This is a genomic window from Luteipulveratus halotolerans, from assembly GCF_001247745.1.
GTDB classification, from domain to species: Bacteria; Actinomycetota; Actinomycetes; order Actinomycetales; family Dermatophilaceae; genus Luteipulveratus; species Luteipulveratus halotolerans.
Genome location: NZ_LAIR01000003.1, coordinates 96,234 through 120,240, shown reverse-complemented (window position 1 = coordinate 120,240; position 24,007 = coordinate 96,234). Strand labels below are relative to the sequence as shown.

Sequence of the window (24,007 nt, the reverse complement as noted above, 5' to 3'; positions counted from 1 at the left end):
ACAGCGGCGACCTTCTTCATGTCGTCCTCCTGGGCATCGGAACGGCGGATGCGCCAAGTGTAGAAGTTCCGCAGGTGACGAGGCCACCGGATCGGCCCAGGCCGACTTAGGGTTGCGGGCATGCCCGAGGAAGACTCCAGCGATCTGGGGACCGTCCAAGCCGCGGCACTGGCCGATCCTGTGCGATGGAAGCTGTACGAGACGCTGTACATCATCGGCTCGTCGACATTCGGCCTCCTGTCGAGATCGTTGGCCCCAGAAGCACGAGGGGGCTTGAAGCAGCAGCTCGAGGTCCTCGAGAACGCCGCGCTCGTGAAGTTTCTTGGGGGCAAGGGGCATGAGCGCCGCTGGGAAGCTCTTCCGATGCGGGTCGAGTGGAGCTGGCCTCGGAACCTGCAGAAGTCGGACCCTCAGAGGTATCTAGCGCAGGGCTCGATGGAGATGGTCAACGAGCAGCTGAAGGAGGATCGGCGCCGCGAGTTCCTAGCGGAACGTCGCGCTGGGCGCTGGAGCCCCGCGTGGACTGAGTCGGCGTCCAATATGTACTGGCCGGTTGAGATGACTCCACAGCAAGTTGCGGCGCTTGAGCGCGAGATTGCCACTGTGGTCAAGCGACACCAAGCAGCGGCCAGCAAGGACGGGGAGGGCGGCGAGGACCGGCAGGTCGTCGCGGTGACGTTCAGCGCGATGCCGTTCCGTATCCGTGGTTATGAGCCTGGCGCTCGAGAGCAGGGGGACAAGGCACGTGAGGTCCTGGAATAACCCGACGTCCCGAGTGTTCCTCGCCGGGCACGGCGCTGATCGGGGTGCTGATCAGTTCTTCTACGTGATCTTGGCCTGGGCGGCCGCGCACTCAGGTAGCGCGCTGTCGTTCGGTCTGATCATGACGGTCGGCACGTTGAGCCGGGCGGTCGTGACAGTGTTCGGCGGGGCTGTCGCCGACCGCGCCGGCGTCGTAGAGGCGGCGATCTGGAGCCTTGCCGCGCGTGTCGTGCTCATGCTGGCGTTCGGCTGGGTGCTGACCGCGTCACCGCTGTCGAGCTGGGCTCTGACCGGAGTCGCGCTGGCGTTCGGCTTCGCGGACGGCGTACACCTGCCTGCGATGGAGAGTGCTGGGACGCTCGTAGTTGACCGCGAACATCTGAGGTCATTCCAAGGTGTTTTGTCGTGGATCAACAAGACCGCCACGGCGGCCGCGACTCCGATCGCCGCTGTTCTGATCGGGTGGCAGGGCGCCTCGGCGGCTGCGGTGACCGGCGCTGCGGTCCTCGGCTTGGCCCTCGTTTCGGTAGTTGCACTTCACCGTCGCGGGCTGCGGTCACCTGCCAGAGTGGACGGTCAGCTGCTTGAGATGGTGCGTGCGGGATTCAGCTACGCCCTTGGTCGACCTCAGCTCGCGACACTGCTGGCCCTGTTCGCGATCGTCAATGGCCTCACTCTGGCGCCTCTAGTGACTGGCGTCGCCTTGACGGGTCGAGACAACAACTGGTCGGCCGGTCAGTACGGGCTCGGCTACGTCGGTTTCTTCGTCGGGAGTCTCATCGGTGCGGGCTTCATCGCCGTCGGCCGCCGCTACGTTGCGCACGGGCTGCGGTGGTCGCTGATGTTCGTCCTTGGTGGTTGCGTTGGCCTGGCAGGGATGGCCGTCGCGGGCGCGCCGCTGATCGTTTGTGGCTTTGCAGCGTTGATGGGTGCGTTCTTCGGGGCCGGCGCCGCGCTGATGATGGGCGACATCAAGACAGAGACGCCCCCTGAGTACATGGGCAGGGTCATGAGCATGGTGACGATGTCGATTGCCGGCCTGCAGCCGGTTGGCTATGCCTTGTATGGCTGGCTCGCCGGCGTCACATCGGTAGCCACTGCCGGCGTCACCACTGCCGTGACACTCGCTGTCGCCGCGGCGATCGTGTTCGTGTCACCCGTCGCCCGGCGGCGTCAGGTCGCGCCCGCGTAGCCTCTCCTCGATCGCGCGCTTGCGCGCATCCAGCTCAGACTCGACACGGGTAGCCGTCTCGGCTACGAAGAAGTAGTCCGGCGTTACCTCGATGCCGGTGAGCTCGCTGACGGTGATACAGATTCCCAGTAGCGCGCGGCCCGGCGGATCGTGATCGCCGTTGCGGACCTTGCGCAAGGTCGAGCCGCCGTAGGCGTAGCCGCGATCGGCCATCTCCGCCGCCAGCCGGTTCGGGCTAAGGGTCTCAACACCCTTCGTCGCCGACTCGATGACGACGGTGTGGAAGAGGCGATTCAGTCGTTCGCCCGTCTTCCCGTCTTGGAACGTGGCCGGCATGGCCGAACTGTAGCGGGCGAACAGAGCAACAGAGTTCAGGTGTTCGCATTCGAACATTTACCAAGTCCTGACCGAAGTCATTCCCTCCGCTGACTTCGCCCGCTGAACACTCGTACCTGTTCGTATCCGAACAGATAGGGGCGAGTGGTGGGGCACTCAGGACGATGTGACTTGATCGGCGCGGCAGCGCCGCGCCATGCGGCACCCGTAGGGGATTACGGGTGCAGAGAGCTCGGATCCGGGTACCCGATGACTGGTTCGACGCTCTCGGGGTGGAGGCCTCGGCAGGCCCACATGCCTGGCCTCCACCCCAGTTCAACTCCCGGACGGCGGGGCTCGCGTCCCCCCTGCGCTCGAAGACTCGCCGTCCGGGTTCTCACGCCTAAGGCATCGGCCACCGGAGTTGTCCGATGGGTATGAGCGGGGATGTGGATGGGTCGATCGGTGGCGACCGAGACGTTGTCGAGGTCCCTGTGTGGCCAGGCTGCTACGGGCGCACGGTGGAAGAAGTCGTCCGGCTGACCGGGGGAGTGGCGGGTGCAGGTCGAGGTCTCGCCGTGGTCGTTGACCAGGGCTGGGTTCGATTGCGCGGGGTCCGTCCAGAAGGCCTCGTGCAGGCTCTAGCCGCGGTCGTGCGGGTATGGCGGGTGCGCCTGTGCAGGATCGAGCAGGCCGAGGTGATCTCTGTCGACCAGCTCGACGAGTGGCACCGACTTACCCTGCTAGCCGAGCACGGGGAGGCGCTGGCCGCGCGACTGGGTGGGGAAGCCCTGCCGGCGTAGAGCCTGCAGGGCGGCTGTGGACGAGCGGTCCATAAGCACTAGTGCATGTGTATCGTTCCAACTAGGACGCGACCGCTTGAGGGGGGCCAAGGCCTTCTGGATGCGGAAGGGCAAAGGAGATCTGAGATGACGACGAACAGCACGGCGGTCCACGAGGCCGCTCGAGGAGGTGCACGCCGATGACGGCGCGCCGGGTAGTCACTGACGACACCAAGACGTCCGAGACGAAGGGCGGTGGCTCGAAGATCTCCGAGCAGCAGGCCAAGCAGCCCGCGGTGGTGGCGACCGCTGATACTGCGCAGAAGGCACCCCTGAGGCCGACGCCGCCGTCGGTCCGCACTCGCAGAAGCCGGACGCGGATTGCGGCCGGAGTTGCGCTGATGGTGGTGTGCGGCCTGGCCGGTGGTGCCTTGGTGACTCGGGGAGAGAAGCCCGAGTCGGTCTTGGTGCTGCGGCACAGCGTGGAAGCGGGAGACTCGCTGCAGCGGTCGGACCTCACGACCAAACAGGTGACCAACGGCAAGGGTCTCAACAGCGTCAGCCAGGAGCAGATCGGCTCGCTGGTTGGCCGTTACGTCACCGGAGACCTTCCGGCCGGGACCCTGGTGAGCCCTGCGATGGTGGCCGATCGGTTCGGGCCGATCGCTGGGCGCAGCACGGTCGGTATCGCGGTGAAACTTGGCCAGCGCCCCGCTGCCGGCCTGACGGCCGGCCAGCAGGTGCGCCTGGTCCTCGGTGCTGGACAGGGCACCCAGGCGAACGCGCTACCGAAGGGGCTGTTGGTCGGTCAGACATGGCGGGCGCAGATCGTTGCGATCGGGACGAGCAGTAGCCAGGACGGCCTCACGACGGTTGATGTCAGTGTCTCGACGGAAGACGCTCCGACAGTCGCCACGGCCGCCAGCTTGGGCTCGATGGCGCTCGTGCTGGACCCGATGCCGGAGAGCCGGTGAGCTGATGTCGATCTTCGTGATGACCAGCGCCACTGGCTCGCCGGGCGTGACCACGACTGCAGTCGCCTGGGCCATGCAATCGGGGGCACCGGGGGCGCTACTGGTTGAGGCTGACGCTACAGGCGGCTCACCCGTTCTCGCGGGCGCGTTCCGCTCGCGCTGGGCGCACACGAGCTCGGTGCTGTCTCTGGCTATGCGACCGGCTGGGCTGAGTCTGATCGAGCACATCCAGGCTCAGGCGATGCCAATCCCCGGGTCTGATACGGCCCACGTGCTGCCTGCCGTCGCAGAACCCGATCAGGCCGGTGCGCTGGCGAATCTCTGGGACCCGCTCGCCGCGGCGCTGCGGCGAATCAGCGACGGCACCGACCAGGACATCTTCATCGACCTTGGTCGTTGGTCGAGCAAGACGGCACCGCAGCCTCTGCTGCGCGTAGCGGACGCGGTGGCTGTGTTCACCTGGGCACACCTTCCGGGGATCAACACGACCTCGATCGTGCTTCCGAGCATCCGAGCGCGGATCGGCGAGGTGGGCGAAACCACGAAGGTCGCGGTCGTGGCGGTCGAACCGCCACGCGAAGGGTTTTCAGTGACGGAGATTGCCCCGCCCTTCCAGCCCAGCCCGGTCGTGGCCAGGATTCCGCACCGGCCGACAGATGCGGCGGTCTATCACCTGGGTGCCAAGGCTCCGAACAAGCGGCGATTCGCCAGCTACGTCGGGTCAGTGACCCATGCGCTGGACGCGATGCGCGAGCACGAGCAGAGCTACCGCGACGACCTGGGAGTAGGAGCATGACAGAGCAGGACTTCGCCGGCCGCACGGGACGGACCCCGTCCGATCTTCCGCTGTTTGCGCACCGCGTGGCGGTTGCGGGCAACACCCACGACGATGTTGACCACCCGGCAGGTGGCCCAGCGTTGCGCGCACTGGCTGACCTCGACCCCGAGAGCCGGGCGACCGGACGGGTGGAGGCCCCGACGCGTGCAGAGTTGGACGCCGTCGATTGGTCGTTGGTCCGGGTGCTGCGAGAGAAAATCTCAGATCGCGTCCTTCCGGCCAACGGGCAGTTCAACGACCCCGACGAGGATCTCCATCTGGCGCGCGGCCTGGACCGCAGCCGCGATGAGGCCGCCGCGCGTCAGCTGATCGACGAGCAGCTGACGATCGTGCAGTCAGAGCGTGTCGCTGAGGGAGAACCCGCCTTCACCCGTCGTGAGCTGTCCGCTCTCACCTCAGCCATCCTCGACTCCTTGTTCGGCATCGGCCGGTTGCAACGGTTCCTGGACGAGCCGGGCCTAGAAGACATCCTGGTGCGCGGTAGCCACAACGTGTGGTTGGTCTACGGCGATGGGCGCAAGGTCAAGGGTCCGCCGGCGGCGGCCTCCGACGAGGAGCTGATCGAGGACCTGCGGATGCTCGGCCGTGATGCGGTCGGCGGCGAGCGGCCGTTCAACTACGCCCAGCCCGACCTGGACATGCCGCTGGGCAAGGAAGGCCATCGCCTATCCGCGGCGGCGTTCTACTTGCCGTGGCCGACCGTGACGATCCGGCGGCAGGGCTTCACCGACCGCGACCTCGCAGAGCTGGTCGAGTTGGACATGCTCTCGCCGTCGGTACAAGAGTTCCTCGCCTCTGCCATCCGGGCCGGTGTGAGCGTCGTTGTCTCCGGACTGCCAAGCGCGGGCAAGACCACCGCCATGCGGGCCATGCTGCACGAGCTCGACCCGACCGTCGGCCTCGCAACGATCGAAACCGAGTACGAGCTGGCGCTTCACAAGAGTGAGGATCGCCACCCGATGGTGTGGCCCGCGCAGTATCGCCCTGGCGGGGAGGACGGACAGGGCGAGATCACTCTCCAGGACATCGCCAAGAAGTCGCTGCGACAGTCGGTCGATCGCATCGTGGTCGGCGAGGTCCGCGGTCCGGAGGTCATCGTGATGTTCGAGGCAATGGAGACTGCGAAGGGCAGCGTGTGCACCATCCACGCAAAGTCGTGCCGCGACACGATCGGACGCCTGGTCACCTGCGCTATCAAGAGCCCTCAGGTCGACAGCGAGCTGGCCTACAGGATGGTCGCCGAGAACGTGCAACTCATCGTCAACCTCGGCGTCCGCGACGAGACCCCGGTCGGCGGCAAGAAGCATCGCTACGTCCGCGAGATCTGGGAGGTCTTCCCCTCCGAGGACAGCCGCAACGGTGTCGGTCACGACACGTTGTACGAACCCGGCCCTGACGGTCGGGCGGTTCCGACCGGGAACCTGCCCTCCTGGCTGGAGGACCTCGAGCTGATCGGCTTCGACCGCAGCTGGCTGGCGCCGCAGAACGGGACCTGGCCGCGTCCGTTGGCGACCCTTGCGCAGGTCGAGGGGACGGCATGAACGTCCTCGGTGTTCTGGTCGGGGCCGGCTTCGCAGGCGGACTGCTCCTGTTCCTGACCGCCCTCGCCGGAAGAGATGGAGCCGATGGGACCCCCGCTCGGCGCCGGCGCAAGGGTCGGCTGCAGCTGACTGATCAGGAGCAGAAGCGCGCGATCGTCGCGGCGGGCGGCGGCCTCGTCGCCGCCGTGTTCACCGGGTGGCTGGCGCTGATCGTGGTGCTCCCAGCCGCCGTGGTGGGTGTGCCGCGGTTGCTCAGCAGCAAGAGCGACCGGGACCGCATCGAGCTGCTGGACGCGCTGGAGCAGTACACCCGAAATCTGGCCAGCGTCACGGCCACGACGTCGGTGACCGGCGCCATCAGCGCCACGCTGACCTCAACCCCCGCGCGGTTGCGAGGCCCAAACGAGAAGCTCGTCACTCGACTGCGGGCGCGCCAGAGCCCGGAGGTCGCTCTACGGGCATGGGCGGATGAGGTCGACGACGTCGCCGGTGACCTCATCGCGTGCACGTTGGTCATGGCGGAATCAGCGTCCGGGCGCGGGCTGACGCAGATCTTGAATGGACTCGCCACCCAGATCTCGGCTCAGGTGCGACAGCGTCGCGCGATCGAGTCGGATCGCAGCACACCCCGCTGGTCGGCACGCTGGGTCATGGGGGTCGCGGCACTGATGCTCGGCTGGCTGGTCCAGAGCGAGATGGGCGAGTTCTACCGCACACCCGCCGGACAGATCGTGCTGCTCTTCATCCTCGGCGCATTCGTCCTCTGCTTCTGGTGGCTCAAGGCCGCGTCCACCTTCAAGCCGCCGACCAGGCTGCTCCCACCCAGCTCGCCGAAGGGAGCAAGCGCGTGAACCCCGTCCTGCTGGTCGTCGCCCTGTTCGTCCTCGCCGGCCTCGGTGCCGCGCTGGTCATCGGTGCGGCCGTGCCGAACACCCAGCCAAACCTCGAGGACGCACTCGACCGGTTGAGCCCGAACCGACTGCGTGACGCCCTGGAACCTGCACCGCGTGCCAAGGTCACGCCCAAGTCGGACCTTCTGACCAAGGTGGGCACGCATCTGGACCAGCAGCTGTCGACCCGGTCAGGGTTCACGCCGCCGGTCCGGGACCTGGAGTTGCTCGGCATCAGCACCACCAAGTACTGGGCCGACAAGGCGGGCGGTGCGAGCATCGGGCTAGCCTTCCCGGCGGCCATCAGCGCCGCCGGGGCACTGATGCCCTCGTCGCGTCTTCCGGTGACGCTGCCAGCGGTTCTCGGCATCGTCCTGGCGGCCGTCTTCTGGTTCTTGCCCGACCTGACGATCCGCAAGAACGGCGCTCTGGCACGCGATGAGTTCCGCCAGGCCGTCGTCGCCTACCTGCAGCTGACTGCGATCCAGCGAGGTGCCGCAGCCGGAGCGGCCACGACGATGTACGCCGCGGCCGAGATGGGCCAGTCGTGGATGTTCGTACGTCTCCAGCGTGAGCTCACTCGGGCGCGCTGGGCGCATCAGCAGCCGTGGGACGCTCTCACCCGACTCGGTCAGCAGACCGGCATCCCGGAGATCACCGAAGTGGGCGACATCATGCGCCTCGCAGGAGAAAGCGGAGGTGCCGTCCAGCACGTCCTCGTCGAGCGCGCTGCCGGGCTCCAGGACCGCATCCTGAACGAGGAGCACGAGGCGGCGAACAAGGCCACGACCAACATGTCAGCACCGCTGATGGGTCTGGTTGCGGTGTTCGGCGTCGCCCTGGCCATCCCGGTCACGATCTCGATCCTCGCGGCATGAGCACCATGACAATGCGCCCCTGGCGACGGGCGAGCGACACGCGACCTCCGGTCACCTTGGCCTGGGTGCCGATAGCCGCAGTCGCGGGGCTGACATTGACCGCGTGGGCAGCGCTCAGCCGCGACGACAGCGCTGTGCTTCCGGCAGCCCTCTGGGTCACCGCGGCCGGCCTCATCCTGGCGGTGATCGACCTAGACACCCTTCGGCTGCCCGACCGGGTCCTCGGACCTGCGGTTCTTGGCGAGCTCGCGTTGCTCACCGGGGCAACCACAATGACTGGCCAGTGGGGCGCCCTTGGGCGAGGAGTTCTCGCTGCCGCAGCCCTGATGAGCATCCACTACGTCTTTGGAATCCTCATCACGGCCAGCAGCGGTCTCGGCGACGTGAAACTGCTCGCCCTGACGGCACCGCTGACCGGTTGGGTCAGCTGGCCAGCAGTCTGGAACGGCTACATGGCCGCCTGGGTCCTCGGTGGTCTTGCGGCTGCTGTCGCGCTGGTCCGACGATCCCGTGCCGGTGAGCCGGGCAGTGCTCGGCACGCACCCATTGCCTTCGGACCCAGCATCCTCGCTGGTGCCCTCGTCGCGTTCGCCCACGGATAGGAGCGTGCTCACACACCGACGAGGACGAATGACCCAACACCTGAGCTCAATCGACCAGAAAGGGAGTCACATGCTCTACATCTACGCCACCCTCCAGACCGCAAGCTCGCAGGCTGCTGATCTGCTAGCTCGTCGCCACCGCAAGGCAAGGCAGCGCGGTGCCACCGCCGGTCTCGAGGCGATCGAGATCGCGATCGGCACCGGGATCGGCGTTGTGCTGCTCCTCGCGCTGAAGGCCTACGGCTCACAGGCTCTGAACAAGTTCATGAACTGGTGAGCGCGTTGCTTGGCCGTGCCCGCAACAGCATCCGACGCCGCGCCGGTGTTGATCGCGACGGGGGATTCGTCGCGATCAACACCGCGCTCGGGATGTCGATGCTGATGGTGGTGATCTGCGGAACGCTGCAGCTCGCCCTGTACGCCCATGCGACCAACGTCGCATCGGGTGCGGCCGACCAAGCCTTGCAAGAGGCCCGCACGATCAACGGGACCGCCGGCTCAGGACAAGCGCGAGGGCGAGAGTTCCTCGCGAAGGCCGGACCGCGCTCGTTGACTGATGCCAGCGTGCAGGTCAACCGAGGCACAGAGCAGGTGACCGTTGTCGTGCGAGGGCGGTTCCCCTCGCTTGTGCCCGGCTTCACCTTTCCCGCGGTCGAGGCTCACAGCCAGGGTGCAACAGAACGGATCACCCGATGAACATCAGAGCGCACTGGTGCGATGACCGAGGCAATCAGGCACCCGAGTACGCGATCGCCATGTCGATTCTCGTGGTCCTGCTGTCCCTCAGTGTGGGCGCCTATCGGTACGGCCAGGCCACCTCGAGCGTGACCGCCGCGGCCGGTGCCGCGGCGCGGGCAGCCTCGATCGAGAGGGAACCGGGTCGGGCGCGCGCTGCGGCAGAGGCTGCCGCAGCGGAGACGATGGCAAGCAAGGGCATGAAGTGCCAGCCCGCCGTCACCGTTGACACGGGTGGCTTCTCTGCACAGGTCGGACAGCCCGCCAGCGTCGGCGTACGTGTCAGCTGCAATGTCGATCTGTCCGATCTATCCGTGCCCGGACTGCCCGGATCAAGGAACCTGACCGCCCAGGCAACCAGTGCGCTGGACACCTACCGGGAGCGGCGATGATGCGCTCGATACAGGCTCGCGTAGAACGCGCGACGCGGAACCCTGAAGCAGGTGTCATCGCGCCTTGGGTCGCCATCGCATTCGGCATCATCGTGCTGTTCGGCGTCGGTCTGACGATCGATGGCAGCAGCAAGATCCAGGCGCAGAGCAAAGCTCAGACCAGCGCGCAGGAGGCCGCCCGGGCGGCCGGCCAACAAGTCGGCCCCGATGCCGTGCTAGGACATTCCGCCGGGTTGACCCCTGACAAGGCCGCATCCGCGGCCCGCGCCTACCTCGGTCAGGCCGGTGTCGCCGGCGCCGTGAGCGTGTCCGGCTCTACCGTCACAGTCACCACGCGCGTCCCCTGGAAACCTCGCTTTCTGAGCGGAGTCGCCGGGGCCCGCGACATGACGAGCACCCAAGTGATCGACACCCGACGAGTAAAGGACGGCGTCCCACGATGACGACATCTCGGCAGCACCGAATTGCCTACGGCCTGGTTGCCCTGGTCGCTCTAGCCCCATCCTTGGCTGCGTGCGGCGGTGACGACAAACCTGGCTCGCGTTCTACGCCGACGACTGCCTCAGCGACGACGCCTACGAATGCCGAGCAGTACGCCGAGGCCACTGACGTCTACCGGCGTTGGCTTGCCCTGACAGACCAGACGACCGTCAAGAAGGGCGCGACGCTGCCGCCCTCAGCGACGCAGCTGGCGACTCCAAAGGCGATCGAGTCGGCTAACGACTCCAACCGCGAGTTCTGGGCACCACGTGAGCAGCCGGCGTTCACGATCGTGCGCGCCACGCTGACGACGACGCTGCTTGGGACCACGGGCAAGGAGGTGCGCTACGCCGCCGAAGGGCCGGACTCCAACACCCTCGCCCTGCAGGTGTGCATGAAGAGTGACGGGCACTCCTACAACAAGGCAGGCAAGGACCTGCGTGTCCAAGCGAACAACTTCAGCGGGATCGTCACGTTCCGCACCAGCGACGACGGCCGCACCTGGAAGGTCGACGACCAGAGCAACATCAAGGAGGGGTCGAAATGCACAGCAACCGCGCCCTGAGCAACCTGCTCGCCCTGCTGCTCGCAGCCGGCGCGCTGACCGGGCTCACCCCGGCCGCCAGCGCGGCCGGACGCGCCCCGGCCGGCCTGATCACCGGGGCGGGCTGCCCCAAGGGCTTCGTCTGCAAGTGTGACAAGAGCCATTGCGACATCGTGGGTGTGGTCAGCGGTGGCGGTGGCAGCCCCAAGCAGGCTGATCCGCCACGCCGGCCCGCACCCGGTGGCGGGATCAAGGCGCGCCCGGTCAGCGGGCCCCCGGCCACGGGCGGCAGCGGTGACGCCGGCAGTGGCGGGACACCCCCGAAGGCGTCACCGCCGAGGTACGGCGAGCCGGGTGGCCCCGGCTGGATGGACCCGGGCGGGTGTGACGAGCAGCTGCTCGAAGTCTGCGACGCGAACCCGCTCGTGCCCGCGCCCCCGGCCGCCCCGGCCCGGCCCACGCAGCCGGCCCCGGCACCACCGCCCCCGCCGACGCCGGCGCAGTGGTCCCAGGCGATCCAGACCACTCTCAAACTGCCGAAGCCGGTCATCGGCTCCGCGCCGTGCCATGACGCCGGGTGTCTGGGTGCGGTAGGCCTGCCGGTCTGGCTGTGGACCCAGCCCATGCCCGACCAGAGCGTGAACGTCACCCTCGCCGGGCAGACCATCCGCGCCACGGCCCACCTGGACCGCACCGTCTGGACGATGGGCGACGGGCAGACCGTGACCTGTGCCGGCACGAACGCGACCGGCACCGCCTACAGCACGGTGGCCGGCGTCGCCGCCTCCCCGACGTGCGGCTACCGCTACACCCGCCAGGGCGACTACACCCTGAGCACCCAGGCCCAGTGGACGATCACGTGGTCTGGTGCCGCCACCGGAACGGACCAGCTCGCGTCGTCCGCAACTGCGCCGATCGCGATCGGGGAGTACCAGGCCGTGACCCGCTGACAAGGTCTGCGGTCCTGGCACACGAATCAGTGAGGAGTTGGACGATGAAGCGACGATTGACTGGCCTGATCTCCTGCCTGGGAATCCTGGGGATCGTCGCAGGACTGCCTGCCGTTCTCCTCGCGCTCGGGCCGGATCTCACTCCGGACGGGTTGCCCACGGTGGACCAGGTCTGGTCCACCGTGACGGGCCCGGATGACGGGTCACTGTTTCTGGCGGTTCTTGGCGTAGCAGGGTGGGCGGCATGGGCGTTCATGTCCGTGTCCCTCATACTGGAGATCGCCGCGAAAATCAGGGGCGTGCGGGTGCCGCAGGTGCGCGGGCTCGGGCACTCACAGGCCGCAGCGAAAGGTCTGGTCGCCGGGGCTGCACTGCTATTCGTTGCCGGACCGGTCGCAGCACACGCGGCGCCGGTCACGCCGACCACCGTCGCTGCATCGACAGCCGCCGGCGCCTCCGCTGAGGCCATGCCGGCGGCGTCGTCGGAGGCGACAGCGGAAACTACGGGGCACCGAGTCCAGCCGGGCGACTCGCTCTGGTCGCTGGCAGCCGAGCACCTCGGTTCCGGCGATCGGTACCACGAGATCGTCGATCTGAACCAGGACATACTGGAGGGGAGCCCCGATCGACTCGAGGTCGGGATGGCCATCCGGATCCCCTCGGCTCAACGGGTCGTCGAGAAGCCAGCACCGCACACCGTCACTGTCAAGGCCGGCGAGACACTGTCCTCGATCGCCAAACGTGAGCTCGGATCTGCCCAGGAGTACCCCCGCATCGCTCAGGCGACACGGGGAATCACGCAGGCAGACGGAGAGCGGCTCGTCGATGTCAACAACATCCACCCAGGGTGGAGGCTGCGCGTACCTGCCTCGATGGTCCCCAACACCGCAGGGGGCGCGGACCAGGCTCCGAACCCGCCGGCTGCTCGGAGTGTTGCCCCGGAGCGGCCCGCGCCAGGTGCGGCGGCGGACAGCAGCCAGGACCTGGCGGCGAGGGGAGCACGCGTCGGAGTGAGCGGAGGTGCAGCATCAGGCGCCGCCCGGCTGCACGGTGACGCTCCGACGCGGACCGATCGTGTCGACGTCCAGCAGGAGCCACTCACCGATGCCCACAAGCAAGGGCCCGCAGCGGGCTGGATGCTAGCCGGCCTCACAGGCGGGGGTGCGGTCCTCGCCGGGTCGGCGCTGCTGGCGCTGCGGCGACGCCGACGGGCGCAGTTCCGCGCTCGGCGTCCCGGTCGCACGATCGCGACCCCAGAGGCCTCCGTGGTGCCGGTGGAGAAGACGGTCGTGGCAGTCGGAGCGACGTCCGCGCCGACTGTGGAGCAGATGGACAGCCTGCTACGGGGGCTCGCCGCTCGGGCCGCTGACGCAAATACGGCTCTGCCGCCGCTCGCCGCTGTCGAGCTTGGCAAGACCGAGATTGTGCTGCACCTGAGCGCCGCAAGCACCCTGCCCGAACCCTGGAACGGCACCGAGGATCAGATGCACTGGTCGTGCTCGACGGCTCAGGATCTCGAGGATCCCGCCGTCGCGAGCGATGACCAGCCAGCGCCGTACCCGCTCTTGGTCACCGTGGGTGAAGGCGACGACGGCCACGTGTGGCTGCTGAACTGCGAGGAGATTGCAGCGATCACCCTGACAGGGAGCAGCGCTCCCGTTCAGGACTTCGCGCGCTACGTCGCCGCGGAGCTGGCGCTCAATCCTTGGTCGGCCGGCGTCACGGTCGATTGCGTGGGCATCGCCGAAGAGGTGGGATCACTGAACCCTGAGCGCATCCGCTACCACGAGTCATCGGCGGGAGCCGCCGCCGAGGCAGTTGCCGACGCGGTCGAGATGATCCAGCGCGCCGACTCGGCAGGTGTCGAGGTTGCGAAGGCTCGCGCGGGCAAGGCCGACGACGACGTGTGGGCAGCACGCCTCCTCCTGCTGAACGGCAGCGACGATCCCAAGGCAATCGACCAGCTGCTCGAGCTCGTCGACCAGCACCCAGGAAAGACAGGCACGGCGATCGTGGTGTCCAACGGACAGGCGGCTGAAAACGGGACAACCCTCGAGCTCGCCGGCGACGGCCGGTTGCGGATGCCGAGCGCGGGCCTCGACCTCATGGCCGTCGGTCTGACCAGCGAGGAGGCGAGGGGTTGCGCAGCGCTCTTCGCCCAGAGCGAGACCCTCGACGACGTCGAGATTCCGAGCGACGAGCAAGCCACCGAGGGTTGGCGTTCCTTCACCAACGAAGCCGGCGCCCTCCGCCCGCAGCACGCCAAGCCACGCGAGGGCGGTGACGACCGCACCGACGGCAGCGTCCTTGACGCCCAAGACGCCGAGTACGTCCACGCGGCTGCGACCACCGAGCAGGACCTCAAGAGCCTCGCGCCCCAGGTCCCGCCGCAGCTGCGCGCCGAGATCGAGGCCGCCGACCCGACCCTCGACGAGGATGTCGCAGCGTGGCTTGATGACAGCTGCCCACTCCCACGACTGAGCCTGCTCGGGCCGGTGCGCGCCCGGGCTCACGGCAGTGCGGTCGCGGTAGCCAAGCGGAAGCCGTACGCGACCGAGCTGCTGGCGTACCTGGCGACCAGACCGTACGGGGCGACACCGGCGCAGCTGGCCGACGCCTTCAACCTCAGTGATGGACGTGCCCGCACAGACATCAAGATGGTCCGTGACTGGCTCGGAACCAACCCACGCACCGGCAATAAGCACCTGCCGAACGCGCGCGAGTCCCAGGCAGCCAAAGCGCGTGGCGTCGGCGTGTACGAGGTGGAGGACGTGCTGGTCGACGCGGACCTATTCCGCCGCCTCCGAGCCCGTGGCGAGTCCCGCGGACAGGAGGGCATCGGCGATCTGCTGCGCGCACTCCAGCTCGTAGAAGGACGACCCTTTGACCAGCTACGGCCCGGAGGTTGGGAGTGGCTGGCCGACGGTGACCGGATCGATCACCACCTGACGGCCGCCGTCGTCGACGTTGCGCACATGGTCACAACGTCATGCCTGGCGTCCGCGGACCTGGTTCGTGCTCGCGCGGCCGCGGAGATTGCCACGGTCGTCGCGCCGGACTCCGAGATTGCCAAGCTCGACCTGGTTGCGGTGTTCGAAGCCGAAGGACATCGCGCCGAGGCCGAGCGCATCTTGCGCGACGAGGTCTGCAACCGGTCCGACGATGGAGGAGCGCCGGCGGAGCTGTCGGAACGAACCGAGACGATCATCCGCAACCACGAGTGGCTCGACCCCGACCGCGCCGCCAGCTGATGACCAACCGAGCCGACCGGCGCACCGTTCGGGCGTGATCACGCCGCGGCGATGGCGGATGAGGCCGAGCGGCTGCTGGGCTTGGTCGAAGCCGCACTCGACACCGTGCCTTGGTCGACGACCGACCACGCTGCAACCGCACTGACGCGAAGGGGTGAGCTCGCATGACGTGGGCAATGATCGAGTGGATGGCCTGGATGATGGCAGCCATGGCGGTCCTGGCAGGAACTGTCTTCTTGCTCGTCTGGAGCGGGACTGTCCGGTTATCGGTGTAACCGGCGTACTTGGTTACAGGTTCTCGGCCGCGGGCATGCGGTCGGCGAAGGTCACGGCGAACGCGTTCAGGGCCGGCTTCCAGCGCATGGTCCAGCGTGCCTGACCGGTGCCCTTGGGGTCCAGGGACCGGGTCACCAGGTAGAGCGTCTTGAGCGCGGCCTGCTCGGTTGGGAAGTGGCCCTTGGCGGTGACCGCGCGCCGGTAGCGGGCGTTCAAGGACTCGATCCCGTTGGTGGAGCACAGAACTCGGCGGATCTCCACGTCGTAGTCCAGGAACGGCACGAACTGCTCCCACGCATCACGCCACAGCCGTGAGATCGCGGGATACATCGCCGCCCAGGTCTCCTCCAACTGCTCGAACGCCGCCCACGCCGCCTTGACTTTGACAGGTTGTTCTGGCCCCACTGTGACGGTCTGTTCTGGCCCCACTGGCGACGCGCCGGGGTGGTTGTGACGGTTTGATCTGGCCCCACCTCAGCCTTGGCCCATCGAAGGCTTTCGAGGGATCGGGGTTGGGATGGGATCACGGGTGGAGCTGTTCGCTGCGATTCGTCGGGACGCGAGGGTCGAGGAGGTCTCGATCCGTGAGCTCGCGCGCCGGCATGGGGTGCACCGGCGCACGGTGCGGTTGGCGCTGGAGTCTGCTGAGCCGCCGCCGCGGAAACGGCCGGTGCGGGCCTCGCCCCGGTTGGACCCGTTCAAGGACGTCATCGACGGGATGCTGCGCTCGGACCTGGACGCACCACGGAAGCAGCGGCATACCGCGACCAGGATCCTGGCCCGGCTGGTCGAGGAGCACGACGCGTGCGGGCTGTCGTACTCCACGGTGCGGGACTATGTGCGCGTCCGCCGCGCACAGATCGACCTGGAGGGCGGCCGACGGGTCGAGGCGTTCATCGCGCAGGAGCACGCGCCCGGTGCCGAGGCGGAGGTCGACTTCGGCGAGGTGTGGGTGGTCATCGACGGGGTCCGCACCAAGTGCTACATGTTCGTGCTCTGGTTGGCGCACTCGGGCAAGGCGATCCACCGGGTCTACCCGACCCAGGCGCAGGAGGCGTTCCTGCAAGGGCACGTGGAAGCGTTCGAGGCGATCGGCGGGATCCCGGTCCGGCACATCAAGTACGACAACCTCACCTCGGCGGTGTCCAAGGTCATCCACGGCCCCGGCCGCGCCCGGCAGGAGTCGGATCGGTGGGTGTTGTTCCGGTCGCACTACGGCTTCGACGCGTTCTACTGCCAGCCCGGGATCGAGGGCGCGCACGAGAAGGGCGGCGTCGAGGGCGCGGTCGGCTGGTTCCGCCGCAACCACCTGACCCCGATGCCGCAGGTGACCTCGCTGGATGAGCTGAACGAGCGCATCCGGGTCTGGGAGGCCGCCGATGAGGACCGGCGCATCACCGGCCACGCGAACACGATCGGGCAGGACTTCGCCACCGAACGAGACCTGTTGCGGCCGTTGCCCGTTGAACGGTTCGACCCCGGGCTGGTACTGCGGCCGCGGGTGGACCGCTCGAGCATGATCACCGTGCGGATGGTGAAGTACTCCGTCCCGGCGCACCTGATCGGCCACCGGGTCCGGGTCTCGCTGCGTGCCTCCGAGGTGGTCGTGTTCGAAGACCGGGCCGTGGTCGCGGTCCACCCCAGGGTTGCGGCCCGTACCGGGCACGTCGTGGTCCTGGATCACTACCTGGAGGTGCTGCGGCACAAACCCGGCGCGCTACCCGGCTCGACCGCGCTGGCCCAGGCCCGCGCCGCTGGGGTGTTCACCTCCGCGCACGAGGCGTTCTGGGCGGCCTCCCGCAAGGTCAACGGTGACGCTGACGGTACCCGGGAGCTGGTCGAGGTCCTGCTGCTGCACCGCTCCCTCACAGCCGCCGATGTCACTGCCGGGATCAGCGCCGCCCTGTCCGTGGGCGCGGTCACCGCCGACGTCGTCGCGGTCGAGGCCCGACGCCACGCCACGACTACCGGTGCGACTGCCGCTGCCGCCGGCGGTGGGGGTGGGGCCACCGGCGGCCGTCACCCGGCTGCTCGCACCGGTACGCCCGAGCAACGCGTTGTCTCCCTGACCCAGCGCCGGCTGACCGACCCGGCCTCGGTCATCGCCGGCCTCCCACCGGACACCCGCCCGATCCCGTCCGTGGCCGCCTACGACGAGCTGCTCCCACGCCGGGCCGCCCGCACCACCGACACCGCCCAGGAAGCGAGCACCAGCTGATGGCACCGACCGCACCCGCGACCACGATCACCCCCACGCTGCGCCGCCGACGCGGCCTGACCGAGGAAGCCGCCGTCGCCGCGATCGACCAGGCCTGCCGCCGGCTGCGGCTGCCCACCATCCGGGCGCTGGTCGACGAAGCCCTCGCCGTCGCGACCAAGGAACAGCTGACCTACCAAGGATTCCTGGCCGAGCTGCTGCTGGCCGAGGTCGACGACCGCGACCGCCGCTCCTCTGTGCGCCGGGTCAAGGCCGCCCAGTTCCCCCGCGACAAATGGCTCGGCGACTTCGACTTCGACGCCAACACCGCGATCAACCCCGCCACCGTGCACGAGCTCGCCAAAGGCGACTGGATCCGCAAAGGCGAACCACTGTGCCTGATCGGCGACTCCGGCACCGGCAAGTCCCACCTCCTCATCGGCCTGGGCACCGCCGCCGCCGAGCAAGGCCACCGCGTCCGCTACACCCTCGCCACAAGGCTGGTGAACGAGCTCGTCGAAGCCGCCGACGAGAAGGTCCTGGCCAAGACCATCGCCCGCTACGGCCGCGTCGACCTGCTCATCATCGACGAGCTCGGCTACATGGAGCTCGACCGCCGCGGAGCCGAGCTCCTGTTCCAAGTCCTCACCGAACGCGAAGAGAAGAACAGCATCGCCATCGCCTCCAACCAGTCCTTCTCCGGCTGGACCGACACCTTCACCGACCCCCGCCTGTGCGCCGCGATCGTCGACCGCCTCACCTACCACGGCACCATCATCGAAACCGGCACCCACTCCTACCGCCTCGCCAACAGCCGAGGGCAAGCACAGGGCTGAGCTTCTCGTCCCTATTGACGCCACTCGACGCTGGCGAGACACTTTCGCCAGCGCGGAGGCTCTGTCGGCGGCTCCGCCACAGACAGGGGTGGTTCAAGTTGGCACGACTTCGTAAACCCACAGCAACGTTCCTCGTCGGCGCAGCCTTCTTCGGCTCGACGACCGTCCTCAGCACCTCGCCCGCATTCGCCGTCTGCTACACACCCGGTGTGGCGACGTCCTTCAACGTCAACTTCGAGGGGTCCTACCTCGGATCCTCATACTGGGCGGATGCCGTTTCCTACGCCATCAACCAGTGGAATGCCACGAGATCGCAGGGCACCGGCGTCTTCATCTACCGCAACGAATCGGAGCGTTACAACACGATCCGCATGGAGTCGTACGCCGACAACTGGTACGGCCTATACAACGGAAATGGGATCACGTTCAGTGCGAAACTGAACATTCGCACGATTGGGCCGGCCGCGACAGACGATCGACGGTGGGTCACGAGCACTTCATCGCACGAGTTCGGGCACGCCCTCCGGATGGGAGACAACCCGTCGACCATCTACAACTCCATCATGAAGCACAGCCGCAACCGGGACGTGGTCTACGGGCCGGCCGGCTACGACATCGGTGAGGTGAAGCGATGCAACTAAGCCGTCGAGGAACCCGCGCGGTGGTCGTGTGTGCGGTTCTCGCTCTGACAGCGTGCTCGTCGGGCGGCCACGGTGGATCCGACGAAATTCACGCGGACTACCCGTCATACGCGTCAATAGACGAGCTGGCGTCAGCCTCCCCGGTGATCGCCCGGTTCAAAGTGTCATCCACAGTCCGCGAGTCGACCTTGCAACCCGCCGGGACCGCGACCGGGGGTGAGATCCCCATTACCCTTCGCCCGAGCACGGTTACCGAGGTTCTCGCCGGGGACCTTCGGGTGGGTCAGACGATCAACCTGAGCCGGCCAGGGAAGCTCGATGAGTCGATAGAGGGCATGGAAGACGTGGAGCCGAACAAGGAGTATCTCTTGTTCGTGGAGGCTTACCCTGACGGTCGGGCCTCGATTATCGGTGGTGACGAGGGAATCTTCAAACCCGCCCAGGCCGGCGCGGCCTTCACATCGAAGAAGTTTGGCACCGTCACTGCGAACACACTCCAGTCAGCGGCACGCAAAGCGCATCCCTAACTGGGTGAACCGGCAGCGCCAGGACGCGCATCTAGATTGAACGGGCGTACATCGACGATCGAACGAACTGTGCACTACTCCATGCGGCCCTCGGCGTGAAGCCGAGGGCCGCATGATCTACGTCTACGGCGATTCGGCGCGCCTCCGCGCGGGTCTGTCTGGGAGCGGCAGGCCCGGATCGGGCGTGGTTCAGCTGACCCTCCATCCGGAGGTTGCGACGTTCGAAACTACCGGGCACCTTCCTCTACGACGGTCATCGCCCGAACCGCGCTCGGCGTAGGGCGGGGCCACATCGAGCCGTCAGGCTGGGGCCAGTTCGCCTTGACATAGTCACCGCCTCCTGCGACGGTGCGGTGTAGATCGGGCGCAGGTCCTTGGCCATCGCCTCCCAGTACTTCTTGGAGGCGTACCGGACGGACCCGCGGATCAGGTGGATGATGCAGGTCTGGACCGTGGCCAGCGGGAACACCGCGTTCGCTGAGTCCGGCAGCCCCTTCAGTCCGTCGCACACGATGAAGAACACATCGGCCACGCCACGGTTCTTGATCTCGGCCAGCACGCTCATCCAGAACTTCGCTGACTCCCCGTGCCCGGCGGTGCCGGCCCATAGCCCGAGCACGTCGCGCCGACCCTGCAGGTCGACCCCGATCGCGGCGTAGAAGGGCCGGTTGCCGACCTGGCCGTCACGGACCTTGACGTAGATCGCGTCGATGAAGATCGCCGCGTAGACCGGCAGCAGCGGCCGGGCGCACCACTCGCTCATCTCGTCGATGACGCGGTCGGTGATCACCGAGATGCGGTCCTTGGACAGCGAGGCGCCGTAGACCTCGGCGAAGTGCGCGCTGATCTCACCAGTGGTCAGGCCCTTGGCGTACAACGACAGCACGACGGTGTCGACGTCACCCAGGCGGCGTTGTCGCTTCTTGACGATGACCGGTTCGAAGCTGCCGTCCCGGTCCCGTGGGACCTCGATCGTGACCGGGCCGACGTTGTCGGTCAGCACCGTCTTGGCCCGGGTGCCGTTGCGGGAGTTACCACCATCACGGCCCTCGACCGCGTGCTTGTCATAGCCCAGGTGCTCGCTCATCTCCTCATCGAGCGCGGTCTCCAGCACGGTCTTGGTCAACAGCTTCAGCAGTCCGTCCGGGCCGGTCAGGTCCTCACCACGCGCCCGGGCGGCACGGACCAGCTGCGCTACCGCGGCTCGCTCGGACATCACCGCCGCGGGCTGTTCCGCCGGCCGAACCCGCTCGTGATCATCGACATGGTCAGCGCTGTCATCATCTTCAGGCGACACAGTCGCCAGTGTCTCGGTCATCACAGACCTTCCTCGCCAACCAGCGTTGGCGTGTCAGGCCGGTTACACCGTTTGCCGGACGGTCCCGTCGTGCCTCCGTGAACCGCCCCGGGGTTTCCGGACACTTCTTGCTGTGTCTCTACCCGGACGGGATGAGACGGTTTCGTGCAGCGTAGTGGGCTGATTCGACCTCGATGGGTGTCAGGTCGTCGATGGACTCGTGGGGTCGGTCGTGGTTGAACCAGTGGACCCAGTGCAGGGTGTTGAGCTCGACGTGCTGGACATCGCGCCAGGGCCCGTCGGGGCGGATCAGCTCGGTCTTGTACGCGCCGATCTGGGACTCGGCCATCGCGTTGTCGTAGGCGTCGCCCACCGAACCCACTGATGCGTCCACGCCGGCGTCAATCGACGGCCGGGGGTTACTCTGCGAGTCGCGATGAGCGGCAACCTCTGGGTCGGCATGTACAGCAACACCACCATGCGGATCGCAGAGGCAACCTTCGGCGCAGGGCAACAGCGGACTTGCCAGGCCCGACCTTGAGTGGGAGGGCTTGTGGAAAGCGTCGAGAGCATCGCAAGTGGCGGGACGGTCGAAGCTCTGACGCTGGCGGCTGCACTGACAGCAGCCCTTGTCTCGATTTACAACGCCTGGCGCGCGTGGAAGAACTGGAGTATCGATCGCCGAGCAAAACGGTTCGAGGATTCACTCGACCGAGCTCTCGACCCCGACGCGACGACCGCTCGGGTCGGGGTTGAGCAGCTAGACGGCCTCCGCCGGAGGAAAGAGCTGCACCGGAACGATCAGGCGTACATGGCTGACACGCTTCAAGCACTGATGCCACCCAGGCCGGCGGGTTACGCTCCTGGTGTTGACTCGGTGATCATCACCAGGCTGCCGCAGCAGTCGGCGTCGCCTGAGGGCAAGGGCGGAGGCTCATAATTGGCCACCTTCACAGTCACTCCCGAGCAGGTGTCTGCCGCCCGGCTTCAGCTCGCCTTCGATCGAGCCGCCGGGAAGGAAAGCGACGACTGGGTCGTAGCGGTGGCGCACGCCGAAGAAGAGGCTTCAAGCACACGCCCAGCCGAGAACAGTCCCGAACCCAACGAGCTAGTTCCGGCCACGCCCTCGCCGTCCCCTTTGAGCGTCTGGGATCGAGTGAGTATCTGGGACCACACCGCCGATTTGTTCAAGAAGTGGTCCGAGGGAGACGCGCGCGCGCTGGACCGGTTGGTGAGAGACGTCAGCCCGGTTCTTTGGCAGGTGGTTCGCGCGTACGGCCTGGGTCGCGACGAGTCAGAGAACGTCCTCCAGGCTACCTGGGTGAGTCTCGTCGAACGACGAGACTCGTTCTACCACGCACGGGAGGTCGGTTCGTGGCTGACGACCACCGCGCGACGTGAGGCATGGCGCGTCCGGCGACTGAAGGAGTCGGAACCGCCAGTCGGTGCGGCGGGCGCATCTCGACTTGTAGACCGTCCGGCAGATCTGCCACGTGAGGCTGACCGCGTATTGGCGGCCGTTGCGCAGTTGTCGGACCGCTGCCAACGGCTATTGAAGGTCATGGCGTTCAGTGAGCGACCGGACTACTCAGGCCTTGCCCTCGAGCTCGGCATGCCGGTCGGCAGCATCGGGCCAACGAGGGCCCGCTGCTTGGACAAGCTTAGGGCCCTGCTCGAGCAGGACGAAGCGCCCGCTAGCGCGGATACCCTGACGTACGAGAGCCTGGCGGAGATGTGGAGCCGTTACGACCCGATGCCAGAAGGACTCCATCTGCTGAGCGAGCGGTTCGAGGTGAACGTGACGAACCAGGCTCAGTCGGGCAGCCGTGGATCACAGGCTCGGACCAGCGGGTCCTCCGACCTGGCATAGGACCAAAACCATCCCTTCTCGGAGGAGGGCTGGTAAAAGTTGGCCGCCGGCTCACCGGTCGGCGTCATGGCCGCCACCGTTCGTGTGCGGCCTGGCGGCTCATGCCGGTCGCGCGGCCGATCTGCTCCCAGCTGGCGCCGCCGGCGCGTGCTTGTCGGGCGAGGCGGTTGGTCTCGTCGCGGGCGGCGCGTTCGGCGTCGACGGCTTGGCTCAGCTGTTCAAGGGCGTCGTGCCGGTCGGCGTGCTCGGCCCGCCAAATGCTTACGGCCAGGTCATCGGGCCTGACCTCCCATCGGGCTACGCCCTTGCGGGTGCGTCGGTAGGCGGTGCGATACGACACCGTGCGCCCCTTGCGCAGCGACTCGACACGCTCGGTCTGCACCTCGGACAGCGACTCCAAGAACGCGGCTGTGCGTGACTCGTCCCACCAGTCGGTGCGGCGCTCGATGAGCGCCGACATGCCTGACGTGAGTGGAGGAGGCGGCGATGGGAGTTCGGCGCGGTGCATCAGCAGGTCCGGGTTACCGAAAGGTGCCTGGAGCCAGTCTGGGCGCAGCTCGTTGTGTGGGTTCGGGCTGTCGGCGGGCGCGTTGAGGGTGGCGACGATGAATAGCCGCGGCCGGGACTGCGGAACGAAGCGTCGAGCGTCGAGGGTCAGCACGTCCGCGGAGTAGCCCAGCTCGTTGAGGGCGCTGATGGCCGCGCTGAGGTCATCGCCGGCGTGGGAGGTCGCGAAGCCCACGACGTTCTCCAGGGCGATGACGGCCGGCCTCTTGTCGCCCATCTCCTTCATCACGCGGATGAACTGCCAGAAGGTGCCGCTGGCGTGGCCCGCAAGCCCCTTGCGGTTGCCCGCCAGGGAAAGGTCCGTGCACGGGAAGCTCGACCACGCGAGATCGATGTCGGGAAGGTCGGCACCACGGACGTCCTCGATCGAGCCCTCGACCAGGTGTTCGGCCCCGAACTGGTCCGAGTACATGGCGGCCTTGTCGGAGTCGAAGTCGTTCGCCCAGACAACCGAGCATCGCCGGCTTCCAGCCCGAGCCGCGCAAGGCCGATGCCGGCGAAGAACTCCGCGACACGGACCGGCTCAGACTCGGCCAGCGGGTTGGGAACGGGCTTGAGATGGTCACCGCGCGCTACTGACACGAGCAAACCCTACGGGGCCGGACCCCCTGAGGTCGGCACCGACCCACGTACCAGCCTCAGGAGGAACGCAAGCTCCTAGACCCCAGCA

Annotated in this window: 23 protein-coding genes and 4 pseudogenes; 22 read left to right on the top strand and 5 right to left on the bottom strand. The window is 67.4% G+C overall.

Translation table 11 applies throughout. The annotated features are described in order from the left end of the window. The first annotated feature begins 120 nt into the window (after positions 1-120). Positions 121-762, top strand: a complete 642-nt coding sequence (locus VV01_RS21840; protein ID WP_050672181.1) for a hypothetical protein — start codon at positions 121-123, stop codon at positions 760-762. Continuing rightward, complete coding sequence (locus VV01_RS21835) at positions 746-1,954, top strand: MFS transporter (RefSeq protein WP_197275236.1); 1,209 nt, start codon at positions 746-748, stop codon at positions 1,952-1,954. Before VV01_RS21840 ends, VV01_RS21835 begins: the two co-directional genes overlap by 17 nt. On the opposite strand, the gene VV01_RS21830 is transcribed toward VV01_RS21835, so the two are convergent. After that, positions 1,916-2,290 (bottom strand): hypothetical protein, encoded by a 375-nt coding sequence (locus tag VV01_RS21830; RefSeq protein ID WP_157509244.1) that lies wholly within the window; start codon positions 2,288-2,290, stop codon positions 1,916-1,918. The two genes, VV01_RS21835 and VV01_RS21830, sit on opposite strands and share 39 nt — an antisense overlap. Before the next feature lie 557 nt (positions 2,291-2,847). Between VV01_RS21830 and VV01_RS24170 the strand changes: the two genes are divergently transcribed. The 14 genes from VV01_RS24170 (at position 2,848) to VV01_RS21760 (ending at position 15,126) form a co-directional block, all read left to right on the top strand. After that, positions 2,848-3,072, top strand: a complete 225-nt coding sequence (locus VV01_RS24170; protein ID WP_050672178.1) for a hypothetical protein — start codon at positions 2,848-2,850, stop codon at positions 3,070-3,072. Positions 3,073-3,251: 179 nt separating this feature from the next. Further along, positions 3,252-4,025 (top strand): SAF domain-containing protein, encoded by a 774-nt coding sequence (locus VV01_RS21820; protein WP_050672177.1) that lies wholly within the window; start codon positions 3,252-3,254, stop codon positions 4,023-4,025. A 4-nt stretch (positions 4,026-4,029) separates the two neighbouring features. Beyond that, on the top strand, positions 4,030-4,821 hold the full coding sequence (locus VV01_RS21815) for a hypothetical protein (protein WP_050672176.1): 792 nt from the start codon (positions 4,030-4,032) through the stop codon (positions 4,819-4,821). Next, on the top strand, positions 4,818-6,404 hold the full coding sequence (locus VV01_RS21810; RefSeq protein ID WP_050672175.1) for a CpaF family protein: 1,587 nt from the start codon (positions 4,818-4,820) through the stop codon (positions 6,402-6,404). The genes VV01_RS21815 and VV01_RS21810 overlap by 4 nt, the downstream gene beginning before the upstream one ends. Continuing rightward, a complete protein-coding gene (locus VV01_RS21805) occupies positions 6,401-7,255 on the top strand; it encodes a type II secretion system F family protein (RefSeq protein WP_050672174.1) in 855 nt (284 codons plus the stop codon). Before VV01_RS21810 ends, VV01_RS21805 begins: the two co-directional genes overlap by 4 nt. Then, a complete protein-coding gene (locus tag VV01_RS21800) occupies positions 7,252-8,172 on the top strand; it encodes a type II secretion system F family protein (protein ID WP_050672173.1) in 921 nt (306 codons plus the stop codon). The genes VV01_RS21805 and VV01_RS21800 overlap by 4 nt, the downstream gene beginning before the upstream one ends. Continuing rightward, positions 8,169-8,774, top strand: coding sequence for a prepilin peptidase (locus tag VV01_RS21795; RefSeq protein WP_050672172.1), 606 nt, complete (start codon positions 8,169-8,171; stop codon positions 8,772-8,774). The genes VV01_RS21800 and VV01_RS21795 overlap by 4 nt, the downstream gene beginning before the upstream one ends. Before the next feature lie 28 nt (positions 8,775-8,802). After that, complete coding sequence (locus VV01_RS21790) at positions 8,803-9,051, top strand: hypothetical protein (RefSeq protein WP_157509242.1); 249 nt, start codon at positions 8,803-8,805, stop codon at positions 9,049-9,051. A 92-nt stretch (positions 9,052-9,143) separates the two neighbouring features. After that, positions 9,144-9,470 (top strand): hypothetical protein, encoded by a 327-nt coding sequence (locus VV01_RS21785; protein WP_157509240.1) that lies wholly within the window; start codon positions 9,144-9,146, stop codon positions 9,468-9,470. Further along, positions 9,467-9,901, top strand: a complete 435-nt coding sequence (locus VV01_RS21780; protein ID WP_050672169.1) for a hypothetical protein — start codon at positions 9,467-9,469, stop codon at positions 9,899-9,901. The genes VV01_RS21785 and VV01_RS21780 overlap by 4 nt, the downstream gene beginning before the upstream one ends. Then, positions 9,898-10,344, top strand: coding sequence for a TadE/TadG family type IV pilus assembly protein (locus VV01_RS21775; RefSeq protein WP_050672168.1), 447 nt, complete (start codon positions 9,898-9,900; stop codon positions 10,342-10,344). Before VV01_RS21780 ends, VV01_RS21775 begins: the two co-directional genes overlap by 4 nt. Beyond that, positions 10,341-10,946, top strand: coding sequence for a hypothetical protein (locus VV01_RS21770; RefSeq protein ID WP_157509239.1), 606 nt, complete (start codon positions 10,341-10,343; stop codon positions 10,944-10,946). The genes VV01_RS21775 and VV01_RS21770 overlap by 4 nt, the downstream gene beginning before the upstream one ends. Further along, positions 10,925-11,875, top strand: coding sequence for a hypothetical protein (locus VV01_RS21765; RefSeq protein WP_050672166.1), 951 nt, complete (start codon positions 10,925-10,927; stop codon positions 11,873-11,875). Before VV01_RS21770 ends, VV01_RS21765 begins: the two co-directional genes overlap by 22 nt. A gap of 44 nt (positions 11,876-11,919) precedes the next feature. Next, the gene (locus VV01_RS21760) at positions 11,920-15,126 is read left to right on the top strand and encodes a LysM peptidoglycan-binding domain-containing protein (protein WP_082221287.1); all 3,207 of its coding nucleotides are present in this window, start codon (positions 11,920-11,922) and stop codon (positions 15,124-15,126) included. Between the two features lie 288 nt (positions 15,127-15,414). On the opposite strand, the pseudogene VV01_RS21755 reads toward VV01_RS21760, so the two are convergent. Then, positions 15,415-15,777, bottom strand: a pseudogene (locus tag VV01_RS21755) (transposase); the annotation flags it as partial. 142 nt (positions 15,778-15,919) lie between these two features. Between VV01_RS21755 and istA the strand changes: the two are divergent. The 4 genes from istA (at position 15,920) to VV01_RS21735 (ending at position 19,603) form a co-directional block, all read left to right on the top strand. Then, positions 15,920-17,620: an IS21 family transposase gene (gene istA, locus VV01_RS21750; protein WP_050672094.1), complete on the top strand. Its 1,701-nt coding sequence runs from the start codon at positions 15,920-15,922 to the stop codon at positions 17,618-17,620. Beyond that, entirely contained in the window at positions 17,620-18,435 is an 816-nt protein-coding gene (gene istB, locus VV01_RS21745; protein WP_050672095.1) for an IS21-like element helper ATPase IstB, read from the top strand. Before istA ends, istB begins: the two co-directional genes overlap by 1 nt. A 98-nt stretch (positions 18,436-18,533) precedes the next feature. Next, on the top strand, positions 18,534-19,076 hold the full coding sequence (locus tag VV01_RS21740) for a zinc metalloprotease (protein ID WP_050672096.1): 543 nt from the start codon (positions 18,534-18,536) through the stop codon (positions 19,074-19,076). Between the two features lie 143 nt (positions 19,077-19,219). Continuing rightward, a complete protein-coding gene (locus VV01_RS21735; protein ID WP_050672097.1) occupies positions 19,220-19,603 on the top strand; it encodes a type 2 periplasmic-binding domain-containing protein in 384 nt (127 codons plus the stop codon). 334 nt (positions 19,604-19,937) lie between these two features. On the opposite strand, the pseudogene VV01_RS21730 reads toward VV01_RS21735, so the two are convergent. Further along, a pseudogene (locus VV01_RS21730) lies at positions 19,938-20,819 on the bottom strand (IS256 family transposase); the annotation flags it as partial. Positions 20,820-21,039: 220 nt separating this feature from the next. Beyond that, positions 21,040-21,306, bottom strand: a pseudogene (locus tag VV01_RS24165) (integrase core domain-containing protein); the annotation flags it as partial. Positions 21,307-21,453: 147 nt separating this feature from the next. On the opposite strand from VV01_RS24165, the gene VV01_RS24160 reads away from it, so the two are divergent. Then, entirely contained in the window at positions 21,454-21,840 is a 387-nt protein-coding gene (locus VV01_RS24160; protein WP_197275235.1) for a hypothetical protein, read from the top strand. Further along, positions 21,841-22,770, top strand: coding sequence for an RNA polymerase sigma factor (locus tag VV01_RS22635; protein WP_231635358.1), 930 nt, complete (start codon positions 21,841-21,843; stop codon positions 22,768-22,770). Positions 22,771-22,834: 64 nt separating this feature from the next. On the opposite strand, the pseudogene VV01_RS24560 reads toward VV01_RS22635, so the two are convergent. Further along, positions 22,835-23,785: pseudogene (locus tag VV01_RS24560) on the bottom strand (DNA cytosine methyltransferase); the annotation flags it as partial. Positions 23,786-24,007 lie beyond the last annotated feature (222 nt).